General features: G+C 64.8%; 20 protein-coding genes. 19 read left to right on the top strand and 1 reads right to left on the bottom strand.

Features of this window, described 5'->3' with window-relative positions; translation table 11 throughout:
• Positions 1 to 118: 118 nt before the first annotated feature.
• The 8 genes from B6V75_RS07440 (at position 119) to B6V75_RS07405 (ending at position 7,112) form a co-directional block, all read left to right on the top strand.
• On the top strand, positions 119 to 520 hold the full coding sequence (locus B6V75_RS07440) for a PepSY domain-containing protein (RefSeq protein WP_088719196.1): 402 nt from the start codon (positions 119 to 121) through the stop codon (positions 518 to 520).
• A 40-nt stretch (positions 521 to 560) separates the two neighbouring features.
• The gene (locus B6V75_RS07435) at positions 561 to 1,031 is read left to right on the top strand and encodes a DUF2271 domain-containing protein (protein WP_088719195.1); all 471 of its coding nucleotides are present in this window, start codon (positions 561 to 563) and stop codon (positions 1,029 to 1,031) included.
• An 11-nt stretch (positions 1,032 to 1,042) separates the two neighbouring features.
• A complete protein-coding gene (locus B6V75_RS07430; protein ID WP_088719194.1) occupies positions 1,043 to 3,250 on the top strand; it encodes a PepSY domain-containing protein in 2,208 nt (735 codons plus the stop codon).
• A complete protein-coding gene (locus tag B6V75_RS07425) occupies positions 3,231 to 4,196 on the top strand; it encodes an FAD:protein FMN transferase (RefSeq protein WP_088719193.1) in 966 nt (321 codons plus the stop codon). Before B6V75_RS07430 ends, B6V75_RS07425 begins: the two co-directional genes overlap by 20 nt.
• 42 nt (positions 4,197 to 4,238) lie before the next feature.
• Complete coding sequence (locus B6V75_RS07420) at positions 4,239 to 4,439, top strand: hypothetical protein (protein ID WP_088719192.1); 201 nt, start codon at positions 4,239 to 4,241, stop codon at positions 4,437 to 4,439.
• Positions 4,440 to 4,467: 28 nt separating this feature from the next.
• Positions 4,468 to 5,241 carry a carbon-nitrogen hydrolase family protein gene (locus tag B6V75_RS07415; RefSeq protein WP_088719191.1) on the top strand — a complete coding sequence of 258 codons (774 nt, stop codon included), beginning with the start codon at positions 4,468 to 4,470 and terminating at the stop codon, positions 5,239 to 5,241.
• A gap of 122 nt (positions 5,242 to 5,363) precedes the next feature.
• The gene (locus B6V75_RS07410; protein WP_088719190.1) at positions 5,364 to 6,032 is read left to right on the top strand and encodes a cupin domain-containing protein; all 669 of its coding nucleotides are present in this window, start codon (positions 5,364 to 5,366) and stop codon (positions 6,030 to 6,032) included.
• A 33-nt stretch (positions 6,033 to 6,065) separates the two neighbouring features.
• Positions 6,066 to 7,112: an FAD-dependent oxidoreductase gene (locus B6V75_RS07405; protein ID WP_088719189.1), complete on the top strand. Its 1,047-nt coding sequence runs from the start codon at positions 6,066 to 6,068 to the stop codon at positions 7,110 to 7,112.
• A gap of 98 nt (positions 7,113 to 7,210) precedes the next feature.
• Here B6V75_RS07405 and B6V75_RS07400 read toward each other — a convergent pair whose 3' ends face one another.
• Positions 7,211 to 8,140 carry an NADP-dependent oxidoreductase gene (locus B6V75_RS07400; protein ID WP_088719188.1) on the bottom strand — a complete coding sequence of 310 codons (930 nt, stop codon included), beginning with the start codon at positions 8,138 to 8,140 and terminating at the stop codon, positions 7,211 to 7,213.
• A 245-nt stretch (positions 8,141 to 8,385) separates the two neighbouring features.
• Here B6V75_RS07400 and B6V75_RS07395 point away from each other — a divergent pair, with 245 nt between their 5' ends.
• The 11 genes from B6V75_RS07395 (at position 8,386) to B6V75_RS07345 (ending at position 18,071) form a co-directional block, all read left to right on the top strand.
• Positions 8,386 to 9,177, top strand: a complete 792-nt coding sequence (locus B6V75_RS07395; RefSeq protein ID WP_088719187.1) for a nitrilase-related carbon-nitrogen hydrolase — start codon at positions 8,386 to 8,388, stop codon at positions 9,175 to 9,177.
• A complete protein-coding gene (locus tag B6V75_RS07390; RefSeq protein WP_088719186.1) occupies positions 9,177 to 10,097 on the top strand; it encodes a LysR family transcriptional regulator in 921 nt (306 codons plus the stop codon). Before B6V75_RS07395 ends, B6V75_RS07390 begins: the two co-directional genes overlap by 1 nt.
• Positions 10,098 to 10,192: 95 nt before the next feature.
• The gene (speB, locus tag B6V75_RS07385; RefSeq protein WP_088719185.1) at positions 10,193 to 11,149 is read left to right on the top strand and encodes an agmatinase; all 957 of its coding nucleotides are present in this window, start codon (positions 10,193 to 10,195) and stop codon (positions 11,147 to 11,149) included.
• Positions 11,150 to 11,178: 29 nt separating this feature from the next.
• A complete protein-coding gene (locus B6V75_RS07380) occupies positions 11,179 to 12,243 on the top strand; it encodes an extracellular solute-binding protein (RefSeq protein ID WP_088719184.1) in 1,065 nt (354 codons plus the stop codon).
• 74 nt (positions 12,244 to 12,317) lie between these two features.
• Complete coding sequence (locus tag B6V75_RS07375) at positions 12,318 to 13,358, top strand: ABC transporter ATP-binding protein (RefSeq protein ID WP_075776358.1); 1,041 nt, start codon at positions 12,318 to 12,320, stop codon at positions 13,356 to 13,358.
• Positions 13,355 to 14,209, top strand: coding sequence for an ABC transporter permease (locus tag B6V75_RS07370; protein ID WP_088719183.1), 855 nt, complete (start codon positions 13,355 to 13,357; stop codon positions 14,207 to 14,209). Before B6V75_RS07375 ends, B6V75_RS07370 begins: the two co-directional genes overlap by 4 nt.
• Positions 14,206 to 15,006: an ABC transporter permease gene (locus tag B6V75_RS07365; protein ID WP_075776356.1), complete on the top strand. Its 801-nt coding sequence runs from the start codon at positions 14,206 to 14,208 to the stop codon at positions 15,004 to 15,006. Before B6V75_RS07370 ends, B6V75_RS07365 begins: the two co-directional genes overlap by 4 nt.
• Positions 15,007 to 15,124: 118 nt before the next feature.
• The gene (locus tag B6V75_RS07360) at positions 15,125 to 15,418 is read left to right on the top strand and encodes a ribbon-helix-helix domain-containing protein (RefSeq protein ID WP_088719182.1); all 294 of its coding nucleotides are present in this window, start codon (positions 15,125 to 15,127) and stop codon (positions 15,416 to 15,418) included.
• 113 nt (positions 15,419 to 15,531) lie between these two features.
• A complete protein-coding gene (locus tag B6V75_RS07355) occupies positions 15,532 to 15,927 on the top strand; it encodes a VOC family protein (protein ID WP_075776354.1) in 396 nt (131 codons plus the stop codon).
• Between the two features lie 36 nt (positions 15,928 to 15,963).
• Complete coding sequence (locus B6V75_RS07350; protein WP_088719181.1) at positions 15,964 to 16,488, top strand: Twin-arginine translocation pathway signal; 525 nt, start codon at positions 15,964 to 15,966, stop codon at positions 16,486 to 16,488.
• Positions 16,489 to 16,499: 11 nt separating this feature from the next.
• On the top strand, positions 16,500 to 18,071 hold the full coding sequence (locus B6V75_RS07345; RefSeq protein WP_088719180.1) for a GMC family oxidoreductase: 1,572 nt from the start codon (positions 16,500 to 16,502) through the stop codon (positions 18,069 to 18,071).
• The last annotated feature ends 29 nt before the right edge of the window (positions 18,072 to 18,100 follow it).

Raw genomic sequence — 18,100 nt, 5'->3', positions numbered from 1 at the left:
CTCACACGGCGGGGCCTTTTTCCTGACGCCAAGCTGAAGCGGAAACCGTCCGCCTGTCAGGATGCCCTCAGGTCCGCTGCCCAGATTGTCGGTAGCAGATGAAAAAGGAGACACTGCCATGCGAAAGACCCTGACCGCGCTTCCCCTCATCGCCCTGCTGCCCGCAGGGATGGCCTTGGCCGACGACGACTACAGAAAGTCTTCGCGCGGCGAAGGAATGTCCCGTGATGCGGTGATGCAGATGGCGCGCGAGAACGGCTGGACTGTCGAGGAAATCGAGACGGAAGACGGCCAATACAAGATCGAGGGCCGCGACCGCGATGGGCGCAAAATCGACACCAAGCTCGATCCGGCGACGCTGCGCCTCATCAGGTCGGAACATGACGACGATGACGAAGAAGACGACGACGATGACGATTACGGCGCATCGGCGCGCAACCCGGCCCCCGCGGGCACGGTCGCCCCGCCGAAAAACGGTCTCTTCGGCAACGGCGCGCCGCCCAAGGTTCAGGTGAACTGAGCCGACATCGCATTCCTCCCCCAAAAAAAGGATTCCCGTAATGAAGTCTCTTCTAGCAACTTTGGCGCTGAGCACGGCGCTGACCGTTCCCGCCCTCGCGTCGGCGCAGCCCGTCACGCTCAAGACCACGCTGAACAATTACGGCGGCGACGGCGCTTATCTCGCGCTCTATGTCACCGACCCGTCGGGCGCCTATGCGGGCAGCCTCTGGATGGCGGGTGGCAAGTCCAAATATTACGAGCATCTCCGCGACTGGTATCGCGCGACCGCGGGCGACCCGGCGCAGATCAACGGCATCACCGGCGCCAGCGTCGGTGCGGGCCGGACGCTCGAGGTAACGCTCGATCTCGCGGATGCGCTCTTCGACGCGGGCTACACGCTCCATGTCGACGCCGCGGTGGAGGATATGCGCGACAGCCCAAACGAGATCGCCGTACCGCTGACCACGGACGGCGCGGGCAAGCCGGTCTCGGGCCGTCGCTACGTGGCCGATTTCACCTACGACATGTGAGGTGACAGGCCATGATCCGCGCGTTTCATCGCTGGCCGGGGCTGATTGCCCTGGCGCTTGTCACGGTGCTGGCGCTTAGCGGCGCGGTGCTCGCGGTCTTTCCGGTTACGGAGCGGATCGCGGCGCCGCAGGCCGGCGCAGAGCTAAGCGTTGCGACCCTCGCCGAGCGCATCCAGACTGTCTATCCGGGGCTCGAGCAGATCCGGCGTGCACCGTCGGGGCGGATCACCGCCTATTGGTTCGAGTCCGGACAGCCCGGTGCCGCCGTAATCGATCCCATGACGGGTCGCGGCGTCGCCTCGGCTGATCCGAATGGCTTTCAGCGTTGGCTGACCAACCTGCATCGCTCCCTCTTTCTCGGCGATCCCGGCCGTGTCGCGAGCGCGCTGGGCGCCGTCGCGATGCTTGTGCTCTCGGTCTCCGGAGCGATGCTCGTCGCGCGGCGTGTCGGCGGTTGGCGGAACTGGTTCTCCCGTTTGCGCGGGCCGCTCGCCGGGCGGCTCCATGTGGAGATCGCCCGCGTCGCGGTGATAGGTCTGATCTTCTCCTCCGTCACCTCTTTGTGGATGACGGCCTCGACCTTCGCGCTGATCCCGGATGGCGGGCCGTCGCTGGGCGTGCCCGCCGAGGTGAGCGGCCAAACGGGCGCGTCGCTTGCCGATCTCGGCTTGCTCGGCACCACGCCCGTCTCGGAACTGCGCAGCCTGAGCTTCCCCTATGACGGCGATGCCACCGATGTGTTCACGCTCAAGACCGATCGCGGCACCGGCTATCTCGATCAGGGCACCGGCACCGTGCTCGCCTGGGCGGATCTGACCGCATGGCAACGCGTCTCGGAAACCATCTACACCCTGCATACGGGGCAGGGCGCTGCGCTGCTTGGTGCGGTGCTGGGTCTCATGGCGCTCGGCGTGCCGGCGATGGGTCTGACCGGCGTGTCGATCTGGCTCGTGGGGCGTCGCGGACGCCCGCGTGTCCGGGCCAACCAGTCGGCCGGGCGCGCGGAGACGATCCTTCTCGTCGGTAGCGAAAGCGGCAGCACATGGGGGTTTGCGACGACCCTGCACGCGGCGCTTCGTGCAGCGGGCCAGAGTGTTCACATCGCGCCGATGTCGTCCTTCGCCCCCGAGCGTTACGCCCGGGCCGATCGGATCATCGTGCTCGCGGCGACCTATGGCGACGGGGCGGAGCCCAGTTCCGCGAAAGGGTTCCTGACGAAACTCGAAGCCCATTCCGATGCGCTGGATATCCCGATTGCCGTGCTCGGCTTCGGGGACCGGAGTTTCCCTGCCTATTGCGCCTATGCCCAGACGGTTGCCGACACCGTGGACGCGAACAGGTGGCCGGTTCTTCTGCCCTATGACACGATCGACCGTCAGTCGCCGCAGGCCTTCGCGCGCTGGGGGCAGGCGCTGGGCGCGGTGCTCGGGATCGAGCTCGATCTGCATCACCAACCGACGCCGCCCGTCACGACCGAACTCACGCTCCAGTCGCGGCGCGATTACGGGGCGGACGTGCAGGCGCCGACGTCGATCCTGCGCTTCTCGCTGCCGCGCGCTACGTTCTGGCAGAGGCTGACAGGTACGGGTTTCACGCGGTTCGCCGCGGGAGACCTGATCGGGATCCTGCCCGAAGGGGCGCCGACACCGCGCTTTTATTCGCTCGCGTCGTCGCGTCGCGACGGGTTTCTGGAGATCGTGGTCAGGAAGCATCCCGGCGGCCTGTGTTCGAGCCAACTGACGGCGCTCGAGCCGGGGGAGCGCGTTCGCGCATTCATCCGGCGCAATCCCGCCTTCCGACCGGACCGCTCGCATACGCCGCTGATCCTGATTGGCGCGGGCACGGGGATCGGCCCCCTTGTGGGCTTCGTGCGTGAGAACGAGCAACGTCGCCCGATCCACCTGTTCTTCGGGATGCGCGATCCGCAAAGCGATTTCCTCTATGCGCAGGAGATCGGGGGTTGGAAGGACGAGGGCCGCCTGTCGCGGCTCGTGACCTCGGTCTCGCGCGGCCAGCGCCCGCGCTATGTGCAGGATGCGATGCGCGCCGATGGCCCCGAATTGGTTAGGCTCGTGCAGAGCGGCGCGCGGATCATGGTGTGCGGCGGGAGAGACATGGCGGCGGGGGTCGCCGATGCCCTTCACGATATCCTCGCGGCCTCTGGTCTGAGTGCGGCCAAACTGAAAACGGAGGGACGCTATGTCGAAGACATCTTCTGATCTCGTGCGCCACGCCCTGCACGGCCCGACCATGGGCACCCGCTGGACCGCCCTGTTTTTCGCACCGCCCGGGCGCGATCCCTCGCCGATCCGGGCCGCGCTTCAGGCGGCGGTTGCGGAGGTGGACACCCAGATGTCCACGTGGAAACCCGACAGCGACCTGATGCGGCTCAATGCGGCTCCGGAAGGCGAATGGGTGAAGGTGCCCGGTCGCTTGGCCGAAGTGCTCCACCTCGGGCTGGAGATCGGCAAAGCCTCTGGGGGCGCGTTCGATGTCGGGCTCGGCGATGCGGTCACGGCGTGGGGCTTCGGGCCCGACGAAGCGTCGCCCGACGCGATCCGCGCCGCGATGAGCGTGCCGCGGCAGCCTGCATATGAATGGCTCGAGATCGACCATGGCAGGGTGCGCAAGCACGGCCCCGCGGCGCTGGACCTGAACGGGATCGCGAAAGGTTACGGCGTGGATCGCCTCGCCGAGACGCTGGCCGCGCAGGGGATCGAGGCTGGTCTTGTCGGGATCGACGGCGAAATGCGGGCCGAGGGGCTCAGGCCAGATGGCAGCGCGTGGACGATCGCGGTCGAGAGCCCCGATCCGCTTCGCCGCATGCCGCATTCGATCCTCGCGCTCGAGAATGCATCGGTCGCAACTTCGGGCGATTACCGTCACTGGATCGATCTCGGCGTGCGCAGGCTCTCGCATACGATGGATCGTTCGCGTGGCGCACCGTTGCTGGCATCGCCTGCCTCCGTGACGGTGGTCGCGCGCAGTTGCGCCGAAGCTGATGGCTGGGCCACCGCACTGATGGTGCTCGGTCCGGGCAAGGGGCTGGAGGTTGCGAAGGCGCGCGGTCTCGACGCCCTGTTCCTTATGCATGAGGACGACGGCAGCGTGCAGAGCCGTGGCACAGGCGAACTCTTTCCCCAGAGTCTGGCGGCCACGGTATAGGCTACGTCGGTTCGTCGTGGATCCGACCGACGGCGCCGGGATATGCCGCTGCAGGCGCGCTCCGACATATCCTCGCCCCTTATCGGGATGGGCGCAACGGTTGAGGAAAACGATATCCCCGACCTGATCGTTGATGCATCGCGCGATCCCTGTGCCGCGAGTAATCCGATCCGCCTTGACCCGGAAAGGGGCGCGCAGTTTGCAGGTCGCGCTCTGATTGCCGGGCTGCGGCGCAAGCGATAACCCTTGTCTGTCGAAAATGGAGACGAACATGAAAATCGCGCTTGTCCAACCGCGGCCGCTTTCCTCTGATCAGAGGCAAATATTTGCGATCATCGAGGAATGGGTGAGCGGTGTGGCGTCGCTCGGAGCCGATCTTGTCGTGCTGCCCGAGCTGATACTGCCCGGCTACAACCGCCCCGAAGAACACCGCGAGCAGGCGCAACCGCTCGACGGAGAGTGGTGCGCAGCGATGCGCGACATCGCGCGGAAACACGGGTGTGCGATCTGTTATGGCTGGGCCGAACGGCTGGGCGATCAGGTGTTCAACGCGGTGTCCGTGCTCGACAAGACAGGCGCAAGGGTCGCGCATTATCGCAAGATTCAGCTCTTCGGCGAGATGGAGCGTGCGAGCTTCGACTTCGGTACGGAGGCGCCACCCGTATTCGAGCTGAATGGCGTCCGGACCGGTCTGCTGATTTGCTATGACATCGAGGTCCCGGAACATGCGCGTGCTCTGGCGCGTGCCAAGGCCGAATTGATCCTCGTGCCCACGGCGAATCCGGTTGGCTACGATCACGTTCCCGATCTGCTCGTGCGGGCGCGGGCGAACGAAAACGCGGCCGTGGTCGTCTACGCGAATTACGCGGGACCTGATCGAGAGATCGACTTTGGCGGCAAGTCGGTGATCGCGGGCCCCGACGGGCAGGCCGTGGCGCAGGCCGGAAGAGGGCCGACGACGTTGATTGCGGACCTGCCGAAAACTGCCGATTATCCGGCCGAGGCGATCTCGGTTCAGTTCGACGATTTGCGCCGAGTGGAGTAGTCGGCGGCCTTCGCGCCTTCGCGATTTGAAATTCGGCCATCCGAGCATAGCTCCCGACTACGCACCGCATCGGTGCCGAGCGACAGTCCACCTCGGGTTGGGGCAAATATTTCGGAGGACATATGGAAATCAACGCGGAGTTTTCGGAGCGCGTGCTTGTTCATTCCAACACGCTCGATTGGCATGGCTCGCCGTCGGCTGGCGTGGAGCGGCGGATGCTCGACCGGATCGGCGACGAGGTGGCAAGGGCGACGAGCATCGTGCGCTTCGCCCCGGGGCATAGTTTCTCGGCGCATACGCATGGCGGGGGCGAGGAATACCTCGTGCTGGAAGGGGTGTTCCAGGACGAGAGCGGCGATTATCCGGCGGGAACTTACGTGCGCAATCCGCCGCAGACCCGGCATCGTCCGGGCTCGGAGGGCGGCTGCACGATCTTCGTGAAGCTCTGGCAATTCGACCCCGACGACCGCGACCAGTTCCACAAGGACATGCGGACCGATTTGGTCCACACCGAAGAGGGTATTGAGTGCTCCGAGCTTCACCGCGATGCACGTGAGATCGTTCGCTATTTCCGGCTGGCGCCGAATGCGAGCCTGTCGCTCGATGATCCGGGCGGGATGGAACTGCTCGTGCTTGGCGGGACGTTGACCGAGAGCGGCGACGAGCTGCGCGAGGGGTCGTGGTTGCGCCTGCCTATCGGACACACGCTGCAGGTTCAGGCGGGGCAGGACGGCGCGGAGTTCTGGATCAAGACAGGGCATCTGCGCTTTGTCGCGGCACCGGACCAGTGACGGATAACCATTTCTCCAAATGACGGGACTTCAATGAAGACGCAGGTCGCGATCGTCGGCGGTGGGCTGGCAGGCTTGGCGCTTGCGCGGCATCTGCACGCACACGGGATTTCTTTCGAGCTGTTCGAGGCACGGCCCCGCTTCGGCGGGCGGATCAAGGCGCTTGAGATCGGCGCCGGGAAGGTCGATCTCGGCCCGTCGTGGTTCTGGCCCGGCCAGCCACGTATCGCTGCGCTCACCGAGGCGCTGAAGCTGCGAAAGTTCGAGCAGTACGCGCGCGGCGCGGTGTCGCTGGAAGATGCGAACGGCCATGTTCACCGCAACATGGGGTTTGCCAGCATGGCCGGGTCGTGGCGCCTCGAAGGCGGAATGGTCGCGCTGACAAACGCGCTGGCCGCTGAGCTTCCGGCCGCGCGGCTTCATCCCGGTGCGCGGGTCGTGGCGCTTGGGACTGGGCCCTCGGTCACGCTTGCGGATGGCCGCGTCTGCTGGGCCGAGCATGTCGTGCTTGCCGTGCCGCCGCGCGTCGCGGCGCAAATCTCTTTTGCGCCGCCGCTGAGCGACGTGCAGATGCAGGCGCTCCGCGCGACCCCGACGTGGATGGCGGGACACGCAAAGTTCGTCGCGGTGTACGAGCGTCCGTTCTGGCGCGAAGCCGGGCTCTCAGGCGATGCGATGAGCCAGCGCGGGCCGCTGGCGGAAATCCACGATGCCTCCGGGGCGGAAGGATGTCCGGCTGCGCTCTTCGGATTTCTGGGCGTCCCCGCGCGGGCGCGGATCGGGCAGGGAGAGACGATCGAAGCGATGGCGCTTGCGCAATTGGCGCGTATCTTCGGTCCCGAAGCCGCCAACCCGCTGACCTATGCGCTGGAGGACTGGGCCATGGCCCCCGAAACCGCGACGGAAGCCGATCTCGAGCCGCTCCGGTTTCACCCCGATTACGGCCTGCCGCCGGTTCTTCGGGGCCTCCACGACGGACATGTGCATCTCTCCTCATCCGAGACCGCGCCCGAGATGGGCGGCTACATGGAAGGCGCATTGGCTGCGGCCGAACGCGTGGCGCGCGAACTGGGTATTTGAGCCGAACCCGCTGTCGGAAAAGCCGATCCTAGACGACATTGCCGGTCGGGATACGCACCCCGACCGGCAAGCCGCTTTCAGTCCTTCCGCAAGCGGTCTCAGGTCTGGTCGATGGTCACCACGATCTTGCCTACGGCGTGCCCGTCCTTGAGCTGCTCATAAGCCTCACGCGTCTCGCTCATCGGGTAGACGCGGTCGATCACGGGACGAACGGCCCCGTCTTCCAGCAGCTTGGCCAGATCGGACAGCATCGCGCCATCGGGCTCCATCAGGAACCATTCGAACTCGACGCCGTGTTTGGAGGCCAGATCGTCCGTGTCCTGCCCCTTGATCGAGACGAGCTTGCCGCCCTTCTTGAGAACCTTGAACGAGCGGTTCAGCGTCTCGCCGCCCAGCAGGTCAAAGACGATGTCGTAATCCGAAAGCTCTTCGTCGAAGGCCTGACTGTGATAGTCGATCACGATATCCGCCCCGAGCTCGCGGACCAGATCAGCGTTGCGCGGGCTACAGGTGGTGGCGACATGGGCCCCGAAATGCTTCGCGATCTGGATCGCCAAGGTGCCGACCCCGCCCGATCCGGCATGGATAAGAACCTTGTCGCCCGACTTCAGCTTGGCTTTCGACATCAGCGCCTGCCACGCGGTCAGTCCGGCGAGCGGAACGGAAGCCGCTTCCTCGTGGCTCAGCTTCGCGGGCTTGAGCGCGATCTCATCGGTCTTGAGGCGAGCGACCTGCGCGATCGCGCCGGCGTCCTCCTGGTTGGGGCGCGCGAACACCGCGTCGCCCACTTCGAAATCCGTGACACCCGGGCCGACCTCGATGATCTCACCCGAAACGTCGTATCCCATGACATGCGGGAACTCGAGCGGGACGTTGTCCTTCATCGCGCCCGATTGCAGAATGTAGTCGATGGGGTTCACGCTGGCCGCGTGGACGGCGATCAGGACGGAGCCTTCCTTCAGCTGGGGCGGGGCGATGTCGTCGATTTCGATCGCCGTGTCGTAGTCCCGGATGATGGCGGCTTTCATGGGCGTATCTCCTGTTTGAATGGGATGGGAAACCGGCTTGCGCGTGGGTCGCGGTTCAAGAGGTCTTTAGGTCAATCTGACGGTAGAACTCGAACGCGGCGCTGAAGGTCCATGGACACCGAAGATGTGAAGCGCCGACGGTTGGCGGCGCGCCGATGCGCCATCGGCAGCTCCGGACTTGCAGCCGTTTTCCGGAGCGGTGAAACTGGCGCGGAAAAATTTCGTAAAGTGAGAGCAGGGCAGCGATGAGTGACAAGGCGCAAGACGGGCTGGGCGTGGCGCTCTGGCAGGGACAGACGGTCGCGGGGGATCGCGACGCCGCGCTCGGTCAGATCGCCCGCGCCTCGCGCGCGGCGGGGCAGGCGGGGGCGGCGGTGATCGTCTTTCCCGAACTGTTCCTGACCGGGTATGAGCGCGACGACCTCAACGAACTTGCGCTGAGCGTCGAGGAGATGGCGGACCGGCTCGCGCCGCTTGCACGCGAGGCTGGCTGCGCGATCTGCGTCGGATACCCCGAGCGCGCCGCGGACGGGCTTCGCAATTCGGCGATCTGCGTCTCGTCGACGGGCGAGGTGCTGGGCAATCATCGCAAGATCCAGCTTTACGGCCCCGCAGAGGCCGAGCGCTTCGTGCCGGGATCGCGCTACACGCGGTTCGACCTGGCGGGCAAGCGCACGGCGATCCTGATCTGCTACGATGTCGAATTCGCCCCGCATGTCGCGGCGCTGCGTGACAAAGGGGTCGAATTGATCCTCGCGCCGACCGCCGCGATGCGCCCGTTCGAGCATGTGGGCGATCATGTCTTGCCCGCGATGGCGGCCAATCACGGGCTGGCCATCGCCTATGCCAATCTCTGCGGCAGCGAGGCCGATCTGGAGTATTTCGGCCTTTCGGTCATCATGGGCCCCGACGGCAAGACGCTCGCCCGCGCCGGGAGCGATCCTGCGATGCTCCTTGCCACCCTGAAGCGGCAGTACGATCCCGCGCTCGTCTCGACGCAGGCGCAGGACTTCCGCCACGTCGACGAGACGGCCTGATGCAGCTTGCGGGAACAGACCTGCGTCTTCTGCGCGTCTTCGACGCGGTCGTCCGCCATCGCGGTTTCGCAGCCGCGCAGGCCGAGCTCAATGTTAGCCAGTCGACGATCTCGACGCAGATCACAGCGCTGGAAGAACGGCTTGGCGTGACGCTTTGCCGGCGGGGACGAGCGGGGTTCCGGCTTACCCAGAAGGGCGAGATCGTGCATGCGGCGGTGGTCAAGCTGATCGCCGCGACGGAGGAGTTCGTCACCGAAACCGCCGCCCTGCGTGGCACGCTCTCGGGCACGCTGCGGATCGGGCTCGTGGACCATGTCGTGACCGATCCGAACTTCCGGCTGCCCGAAGCGATCGCTGCGTTGGAGCGTCGCGCGCGTTCGGTTCGGTTCGAGCTTGCGCAAGGCTCGCCACAGGAGTTTCAGACCCGGGTGCTCGACGGATCGCTGCATCTCGCGATCGGGTCCTTCCCGCACAAGGTGGCCGGGCTCAATTACCGAAAGCTCTATGACGAGGAGAACTTCCTCTATTGTGCGCCGGGTCACCCGCTCTGGTCAGTGCCCGATACGGCGCTGACCCCTGAATTCGTCAGTTCGATGCGCGCGGTCGGGCGCAGCTACTGGCGGGATGATCACTGGAACAATCGCGATTTTCCGCAGACGACCGCGATGGCGCAGGGGCTCGAGCAGCAACTGGTGATGATCCTCTCGGGCGCCTTCATCGGCTACATGCCGGACCACTCCGCGCGGCGCTGGGTCGAGGCGGGCCGCCTGCGGGCCATCCTGCCGCAGCGTTTCCTTTACCGCTGTCCCTTCGAGGCGATCACGCGCCCCGATGCGGAGGCCTCGCCGCTTGCTCAGGCCATGCGCTCGGAGCTTGAAGCGGTCTACGCAGGAGATGCTGAAAAAAGCGTCACCGTCTGATCTATGCTTCGAATTTCGTCGAAGTGAATTTCGACACAACTATATTTTTCAGCCCATCGTCGCGACGCATGCTTCAGCGAATTACGGAGATTGCGATGACCGAACACCGATACAATCAGCCTCTGAGCGGAAACGCGATGCCGCGCACCGGCGGGCCCGCGACGATGATGCGACTGCCCTCCGCACCGACGGCGGAAGGGCTCGACGCGTGTTTCATTGGCATTCCGATGGATATCGGTACGTCGAACCGCCCGGGCACACGTCTCGGCCCGCGCCAGATCCGCGACGAAAGCCGGATGATCCGGCCTTACAACATGGCCACGGGCGCGGCCCCGTTCGAGCATCTGCAGGTGGCCGATATCGGCGACGTGCCAATCAACCTGTATGATCTGAAGAAGTCGGTGGAGATCATCGCGGAGCATTACCGCGGCATCCTCGCGCAGAATGCGATCCCGCTCACGCTGGGCGGCGACCACACGCTCACCTGGCCGATCCTGCGCGCGATCAAGGAGAAACACGGGCCGGTCGCGCTGATCCATGTCGATGCGCATTCCGACACCAACGCGGATATGTTCGGCGAGACAGCCGCCCATGGCTGCCCGTTCCGCCGCGCCTGGGAAGAGGACTGCCTGATCAACGACAAGGTCTTCCAGATCGGTCTGCGCGGTACCGGTTACGGCGCCGACGATTTCGACTGGGGCCGCGAGCGCGGCTGGACCTGCATCCAGGCCGAAGAGTGCTGGCACAAATCGCTCGCGCCGCTGATGGCGGATATCCGTGCGCAAGTCGGTGACGCGCCGGTCTATCTGTCCTACGATATCGACAGCCTCGATCCGGCCTTCGCGCCCGGCACGGGCACGGTCGAGGTTGGCGGGCTGACGACGATGCAGGGACTCGAGATCATTCGCGGGACGGCGGGGCTCAACCTCGTGGGCTGCGATCTGGTAGAGGTCTCGCCGCCCTACGACATGGCAGGCAACACGGCGGTGATCGCCGCGAACTTCCTCTACGAAATGCTCTGCGCGCTGCCCGGCGTGCCGCAAGGGCGTTAAGACAAGCCGGACAACAGGGAGAATATCTAATGAAAAGACGTGAGTTTCTGGTAAGTGCCGCGCTTGGAACGGCCGCGCTTGCGGCTCCGACCGTGCTGCGCGCGGCCTCTTCGACGCTGAAGGTCGGCACCTATGGCGGCTACTTCAAGGACAGCTTCGACAAGTTCATCTACCCCGATTTCACGGCCGCCACGGGTATCGAGGTCGAAAGCATCGCCGAGCCCACGGGCGAGGCGTGGCTGGTGCAGCTGTCGCAGGCGGCGCGCGCAAATCAGGCCCCGGCGGACGTATCGATGATCGCGCAGCTGCCGCGTATCAAAGGCGAGCGCTCGGGCCTTTGGGCCAAGCTCGACGCGGACAAGATGAGCAACATCTCCGCGCTCCCCGATCACTTCGTGCATCGCTATGAGGATGGCAGCGTCTACGGAACCGGCGCAGTCAGCTGGTATATCACGCTGGTGACCAATACCGACGCCTATGCCGATGCGCCCGCTTCGTGGAAGGCGCTGTGGGATCCGGCGAACAAGGACAAGCTCGGGCTGATGTCGCTCGCGACCAATTCCTTCCTGCTCGAGATTACCGCGACCACCTATTTCGGCGGCACCGACATCCTCAAGACCGAGGAGGGCATCCTCAAGGTCATGGACAAGCTCGCCGAGGTGAAGCCGAATGTGCGCCTGTGGTATCGCGACGAGGGCCAGTTCCAGCAGGCGCTGGAGACCGGCGAAATCCCGATGGGCGAGTATTACCACGACGTGACCTCGCTGGCCGCCTCGCAGGGCAAGCCCGTGCGTTCGACCTTCCCGGATGAGGGCGCGGTGCTTGATTCCGGCTCGTGGGTGGTGTCGAAGGCGTCGAGCGCGCTCGATCAGTCGCAGATCTTCATCGACTACATGGCCCAGCCGGAAATTCAGGCGAAGCTGTCGCGCAATGTCGGCACTGCGCCGACCGTGCCCCGCGAGAAGACCGACCTGACCGACGAGGAATTCGCGGCCGTGTCCTCGGACAAGCAGCCGATCCTGCCGCTCTACGATATCTATGTGGACCGCGGTGACTGGATCAATCAGAAGTGGTCGGAAATGATCACCGGCTGATTTGGCTACCAACTTGCGCCGTGGCGTCTGCATGTCGCCACGGCGTCTATTTGCTTTGAGGAAACAGGACAGCGATGACCAATCTGCGCATCGAGCGGCTAAGCAAGAAATTCGGGTCGTTCACCGCCCTCGATGATGTTTCGCTCGAGATACCGACGGGGAAATTCGTCTGCCTTCTGGGGCCCTCGGGCTGCGGCAAGACCACGCTTCTGCGGGTGGTCGCCGGGCTTGAGACACCGACCAAGGGGCGGGTTGTCGTCGATGGCGATGACCAGACGAAGGTCCCGACCCACCGCCGCGACATGGGCATGGTGTTCCAGTCGCTGGCGCTTTTCCCGCATCTCGACGTGGCGGGAAACATCACCTATCCGCTCGCGATCCGCGGCGCAGACCGCGCCAAGCGAGACGCGAAGGCCGATGAACTGCTGAAACTGGTGCGCCTGCCCGGCATGGGCGCGCGGCGGATCGACCAGCTCTCGGGCGGCCAGCGTCAGCGTGTCGCGATTGCGCGCGGTCTCGCCATCGACCCGAAGGTCTTCCTGCTCGACGAGCCGCTGTCGGCGCTCGACGCGGGCCTGCGCGAGCATATGCAGATCGAGCTGCGCCAGATCCAGCAAAGCCTGGGCGTGACTACGATCGTCGTCACCCACGACCAGAAAGAGGCGCTCACCATGGCCGATCTGGTCATCGTGATGAAGGACGGCGTGATCCAGCAGGCGGGCGCGCCGATGGAGATCTACCGCAACCCGGCGAATGCTTTCGTGGCGGGCTTCATCGGCACGACGAACCTGCTGCCCTGCACCGTCCGCGACGGCGCGATCGAGGTGCTGGGCGCGCGGTTGCCGATTGCCGAGGGCGACAGGATCGCTCTCGAGCAAGGCGAGGCGCAGCTTTCGATCCGGCCCGAGCATGTCGCCATCGAGCCCGCGGGCGCTGGCGGCATCGAGGCGGAAGTGACCTTCCTGCGCGATCTCGGCGAAAGCCGCCATGTGCTGCTGGATGCGCAAGGCCAAGAGATCACTGCACAGCTCTCCCCCGAGACGCAGGCGAGCTATCGCCCCGGCGACCGGGTCAGCCTCAGCTTCCGCCCGGGCGAGCGTGTGGTGGTGACATGAGCCAGAATACCGAGATGCGTGCGACACCGGGTTGGGTCGGTCTTTGGCCGGCGCTGATGCTGGCGGTCTTCTTCCTTGTGCCCTTCGGGATCATGGTCGCCGTGTCGGTCTCGCAACGCGATCCGGCCGGCGCCTTCATCCCGGGCTTCGAGCTTACCCATTACGCGCGGTTCATGACCGCCTTCTTCGCCAAGGTGATGGGCGTCTCGGTTGGCGTGTCGCTGGCGGCGGCCGCGATCTGCGTCGTGCTGGCCTTTCCGTTCACCGTCTTCCTCGCCTCGATGAGCCATCGCGCGCAGACCGTCGCGCTCGTGGTGCTGCTCTCGGTGCTGTCGCTCTCGGAGGTCATCATCGGCTTCTCGCTCTCGACACTGCTGTCGAAGACGGCGGGGATTTCGAACCTGTTCTACTGGCTCGGGATGATCGATGCGCCGCGCGCCTATACGCCGTCGCTCTTCGCGCTGATCACCGGGCTTTGCTATATCGGCTTTCCCTTCGCGGTGCTGGTGCTCTACCCGCCGGTCTCCCGGCTCGATCCCGAGATCGTCGAGGCCGCCCGCGTCATGGGGGCCTCCGCCTCGCGCGCCTTCTTCGGGGTGATCGTGCCCAACCTGCGCGGAGCGATCGTGGGCGCCTTCATCCTCGTCTTCGTCTTCACGCTGGGCTCCTATCTTCTGCCGCAGCTCTTGGGTCGCTCCGAGGACTGGACGCTCTCGGTCCACATCACCGATCAGGCGATCTACCAGACGAACCTGCCGTTCGCCGCGGCGATGTCGATCTTCCTGATGCTGGTGGCGCTGGCCCTCGTGGGCCTCGCCTCGCTCGCGGGACGGCAAAGGAGCGCATCATGACAAGCTGGTTGAAACGCGCCTATGTGATCGTGATCCTGCTCTTGCTGCTTGCGCCGCTGGTCGTCGTGACCGGAGTGTCGCTGAACGGGCCGCAGACCCTGCGCTTCCCCCCGGTGGAGCCGTCGCTGCGCTGGTATGGCACGCTGTTTCAGGACAGCGCGTGGCTGGTGCCGCTGGGCCATTCGCTGCTGATCGCGGCTTGCGCCTCTGCGCTCTCGGTCTCGGTCGCGCTGCCGCTCGCGCTGTTCGCGTGGGAGCGCAACGGCATCGCGGCGCGGCTGCTGACCGGGCTGGGGCTCGCGCCCTTCACGCTGCCGCCGGTGATCTCCGCTCTGGGCTTCATGGTGTTCTGGATGACGGTCGGCGGGTACGGGCAGATCTGGGCCACGATCGTCTCGCATGCCGTTTTCCTCGTGACGCTGCCGCTGGTGACGATCTCGCTCGGGTTGAAGGGCATCGACCGCGCGCTGCTGGAGGCCGCCCGCGTGATGGGGGCAGGGCGCTGGACGGTGCTGCGCACGGTGATCGGTCCGCTGGTGCTGCCCTTCATCGTGTCGGGCTATGCCTTCGCTTTCGTGCTCAGCCTCAACGAATACATCATCGCCTACATGGTCGCGGGCTTTACCGTCGAGACGATCCCGATCAAGATCTTCAACGCCCTGCGCTACGGCTACACGCCGATCCTCGGGGTGGTGTCGGTGCTTTTCGTTCTGCTTGCAGCGGTCGTCTTCGGGCTGATCGGCAAGTTCGGCGATCTGCCGCGTTTGATGGGGTCTGAGCGGGGATCGAGCGAATAGGCGGGCCTCTCCGTCCGCTCTCACAACACGATTGACCCGCTCCGGATTGCCCATATTCTTGAGTCTCGGGTGAATCTTGGTTCGCCCCGGCAATCGGATCCGAGGGAGGAGAGACGATATGTGCCATGTATTCGCCGGTCAGGATCCGGAGCGTTATTCCAGCGAGACACGCAGGCTTCGGCTCAACGGGCAAAGCACGAGCATCCGGCTCGAGAACGCCTTCTGGGATATTCTCGACGAGATCGCGGCGCGGGACGGGGTATCCACACCGACCTTCATCTCGACGCTGCATGCCGAAGTGCTCGAACTGCGCGGGGAGCCGTCGAACTTCACGTCGCTCCTGCGCTGTGCCTGCCTGAAATTCATGGAAATCTCGGCCGATCGCGCATCGCTCGCTGTCGCTGCAGAGTAGCGCAAGCCTGACGTCAAACATTCTTGAGGGGTAGTATAGACCTACTACCCGCCCCACCTTCGCCCGCTGCTACGCTCTCAGGACAACTGACAGCACTACAGCGGGAGCAACCGGTGGCAAAATCCATTCATTCCATGATCCGTGTCCTCGACGAGGACCGCTCGGTCGCGTTTTACGACAAGGCTTTCGGCCTCAAGGTCGCCGACCGTCTCGACTTTCCGGAATTCACGCTCGTCTATCTGAGCAATCCCGAAAGCGATTTCGAATTGGAACTCACCGTCAACAAGGGCCGGACCGAGCCCTATGACCTCGGCGATGGCTACGGCCATTTCGCGGTCGCGGTCGATGATCTCGAAGCCGAACACAAGCGCTTCGAGGCGGAGGGCCTCGCGCCCCGCAAACTCGTTGAATTCGCGCCGGCAGGGGAGGTCGTCGCGAAGTTCTTTTTCGTGGCCGATCCGGACGGATACCAGATCGAGGTGCTCGCGCGCGAAGGCCGCTTCAAGTGAGATTTTCCTAAGGGAGACATCAGGGAGGAGACGACAATGACGACCAAGGCAAGCTCGAAAGGGCTGACCAGACGGCAGCTGCTGGCGCGGGCGACCGCGGCAGGGGCGAGCTTCGTCGTGGGGGCGGGGTTCATGGCGGCGCGCAATGCCGCCTGGGCCACCGAGCTCTCGGCGCTCAAGCCCACGACCTTCGCGACGCTGGTGCAGATGGCGCGCGATATCTATCCGCACGACAGGGTCGACGACCAGTATTATGTCATCGCGGTGAAAGGCTATGACAGCCCAGATGCGGCCGACGAGATCGAAGCCGGCATCGCCGCGCTCGATGCGGCGGCGCGCGGTAAAGGCTTCGCAAATTACCTTGAAACCGGCTGGGAGAAGGATCGCGTCATGATCCTGCGGGGCATGGAGGAGAGCCCCTTCTTCCAGAAGATTCGGGGTGGTCTGGTGACCGGCCTCTACAACCAGAAAGCGGTCTGGCCGATCTTCGGCTACGAGGGCGAGTCCTATTCCAAGGGCGGCTACATCAACCGCGGTTTTGACGACATCGACTGGCTGTAAGGGAGGCAGACATGGTTGCGAAATTTGATCTGAGCGACGACAGCGTCGTTGTCATCATCGGCACTGGCGCTGGCGGCGGTGTGCTGGCCAACGAGTTGGCGCAGAAGGGCGTCAAGGTCGTGGCGCTCGAGGCGGGCGGTCGCTATCTGCCCGAAGATTACATCAATGACGAATGGGAAAGCTTCGGCCAGCTCGCCTGGACCGAGCCGCGCACCACGAGCGGCGACTGGCGCGTGGCCAAGGATTTCTCGGGTCTGCCCGCATGGATCGTGAAAGCGGTCGGCGGCACCTCGATCCACTGGGCCGGGGCGAGCCTTCGCTTTCAGGACCATGAGTTCAAGACGAAGACCCATTACGGCAATGTCGACGGGGCAAACCTGCTCGACTGGCCGATCGATCCGGCGGAGCTTGCGCCCTATTACGACAAGGCCGAGGCGAAGCTGGGTGTGACCCGCACCGGCGATCGTCCGGGCTTGCCGGGCAACAACAACTTCAAGGTGCTGGAGAAAGGCGCGAAGTCGCTTGGCTACCAAGAGGTCAATACAGGCCATATGGCGATCAACTCGATCGACTACGACGACCGGATGTCGTGCCAGCAGACGGGCTTCTGTTTCCAGGGCTGCAAATGGGGCGCCAAGTGGTCGTCGGCCTATACGGATATTCCGCGCGGCGAGGCGACCGGCAATCTGGAGGTCCGCGATCACTGTCATGTCGCGCGTATCCTGCATGACGACAAGGGCCGCGCGTCGGGCGTCGAGTATTTCGACAAGGACGGCAACCTGCAGATGCAGAAGGCCAAGATCGTCTGCGTCGCGGGCAACTCGATCGAGAGCCCGCGCGTGCTGCTGAACTCGCATTCGACGATGTTCCCCGACGGGCTTGCGAACTCCTCGGGGCAGGTGGGGCGCAACTACATGCGGCACACCACGGGCTCGGTCTACGGCATCTTCGACAAGCCGGTGAAGATGTGGCGCGGCACGACGATGGCGGGCATCGTCCGCGACGAGGCGCGTCACGATCCCTCGCGCGGTTTCGTCGGCGGGTACGAGTTGGAGACGCTCAGCCTCGGTCTGCCCTTCATGGCGGCCTTCCTCGATCCGGGCGGCTGGGGGCGCGAGTTCACGACTGCGCTCGACAGCTACGAGAACATGGCCGGGATGTGGATCGTGGGCGAAGACATGCCGCAGGAGACCAACCGCATCACGCTCAACCACTCGGTCGAGGACGCCTACGGGCTGCCGGTCGCGAATGTGAATTACACCGATCACCCGAACGATCGGGCGATGCGCGATCACGCCTATGCCCGTGGCAAGGCGATCTACGAAGCGGTTGGGGCGACCCGGACGCTGCCGACGCCGCCCTATCCCTCGACACATAACCTCGGCACCAACCGGATGTCCGAGAACCCGCGCGACGGTGTGGTGAACAAACACGGCCAGACCCATGACGTGCCCAACCTGTTCATCTCGGACGGCTCCCAATTCACGACCGGCGCCGCCGAAAACCCCACGCTGACCATCGTGGCGCTCGCGATCCGGCAGGCTGACTTCATCGCCGGGGAGATGTCGAAGGGAAACATCTGATCCCGAGCGGATCAGCTAAGGCAAAAGAC

It is taken from the genome of Thioclava sp. F1Mire-8 (assembly GCF_002213165.1).
Classification (GTDB): domain Bacteria; phylum Pseudomonadota; class Alphaproteobacteria; order Rhodobacterales; family Rhodobacteraceae; genus Thioclava; species Thioclava nitratireducens.
This window is presented reverse-complemented; position numbering and strand designations above follow the sequence as displayed.

Bases quoted from the DNA above. Each gene is read 5' to 3' on its own strand.
- B6V75_RS07440 (WP_088719196.1), top strand. From the start codon at position 119: ATGCGAAAGACCCTGACCGCGCTTCCCCTCATCGCCCTGCTGCCCGCA.
- B6V75_RS07435 (WP_088719195.1), top strand. From the start codon at position 561: ATGAAGTCTCTTCTAGCAACTTTGGCGCTGAGCACGGCGCTGACCGTT.
- B6V75_RS07430 (WP_088719194.1), top strand. From the start codon at position 1,043: ATGATCCGCGCGTTTCATCGCTGGCCGGGGCTGATTGCCCTGGCGCTT.
- B6V75_RS07425 (WP_088719193.1), top strand. From the start codon at position 3,231: ATGTCGAAGACATCTTCTGATCTCGTGCGCCACGCCCTGCACGGCCCG.
- B6V75_RS07420 (WP_088719192.1), top strand. From the start codon at position 4,239: ATGCCGCTGCAGGCGCGCTCCGACATATCCTCGCCCCTTATCGGGATG.
- B6V75_RS07415 (WP_088719191.1), top strand. From the start codon at position 4,468: ATGAAAATCGCGCTTGTCCAACCGCGGCCGCTTTCCTCTGATCAGAGG.
- B6V75_RS07410 (WP_088719190.1), top strand. From the start codon at position 5,364: ATGGAAATCAACGCGGAGTTTTCGGAGCGCGTGCTTGTTCATTCCAAC.
- B6V75_RS07405 (WP_088719189.1), top strand. From the start codon at position 6,066: ATGAAGACGCAGGTCGCGATCGTCGGCGGTGGGCTGGCAGGCTTGGCG.
- B6V75_RS07400 (WP_088719188.1), bottom strand. From the start codon at position 8,140: ATGAAAGCCGCCATCATCCGGGACTACGACACGGCGATCGAAATCGAC.
- B6V75_RS07395 (WP_088719187.1), top strand. From the start codon at position 8,386: ATGAGTGACAAGGCGCAAGACGGGCTGGGCGTGGCGCTCTGGCAGGGA.
- B6V75_RS07390 (WP_088719186.1), top strand. From the start codon at position 9,177: ATGCAGCTTGCGGGAACAGACCTGCGTCTTCTGCGCGTCTTCGACGCG.
- speB (WP_088719185.1), top strand. From the start codon at position 10,193: ATGACCGAACACCGATACAATCAGCCTCTGAGCGGAAACGCGATGCCG.
- B6V75_RS07380 (WP_088719184.1), top strand. From the start codon at position 11,179: ATGAAAAGACGTGAGTTTCTGGTAAGTGCCGCGCTTGGAACGGCCGCG.
- B6V75_RS07375 (WP_075776358.1), top strand. From the start codon at position 12,318: ATGACCAATCTGCGCATCGAGCGGCTAAGCAAGAAATTCGGGTCGTTC.
- B6V75_RS07370 (WP_088719183.1), top strand. From the start codon at position 13,355: ATGAGCCAGAATACCGAGATGCGTGCGACACCGGGTTGGGTCGGTCTT.
- B6V75_RS07365 (WP_075776356.1), top strand. From the start codon at position 14,206: ATGACAAGCTGGTTGAAACGCGCCTATGTGATCGTGATCCTGCTCTTG.
- B6V75_RS07360 (WP_088719182.1), top strand. From the start codon at position 15,125: ATGTGCCATGTATTCGCCGGTCAGGATCCGGAGCGTTATTCCAGCGAG.
- B6V75_RS07350 (WP_088719181.1), top strand. From the start codon at position 15,964: ATGACGACCAAGGCAAGCTCGAAAGGGCTGACCAGACGGCAGCTGCTG.
- B6V75_RS07345 (WP_088719180.1), top strand. From the start codon at position 16,500: ATGGTTGCGAAATTTGATCTGAGCGACGACAGCGTCGTTGTCATCATC.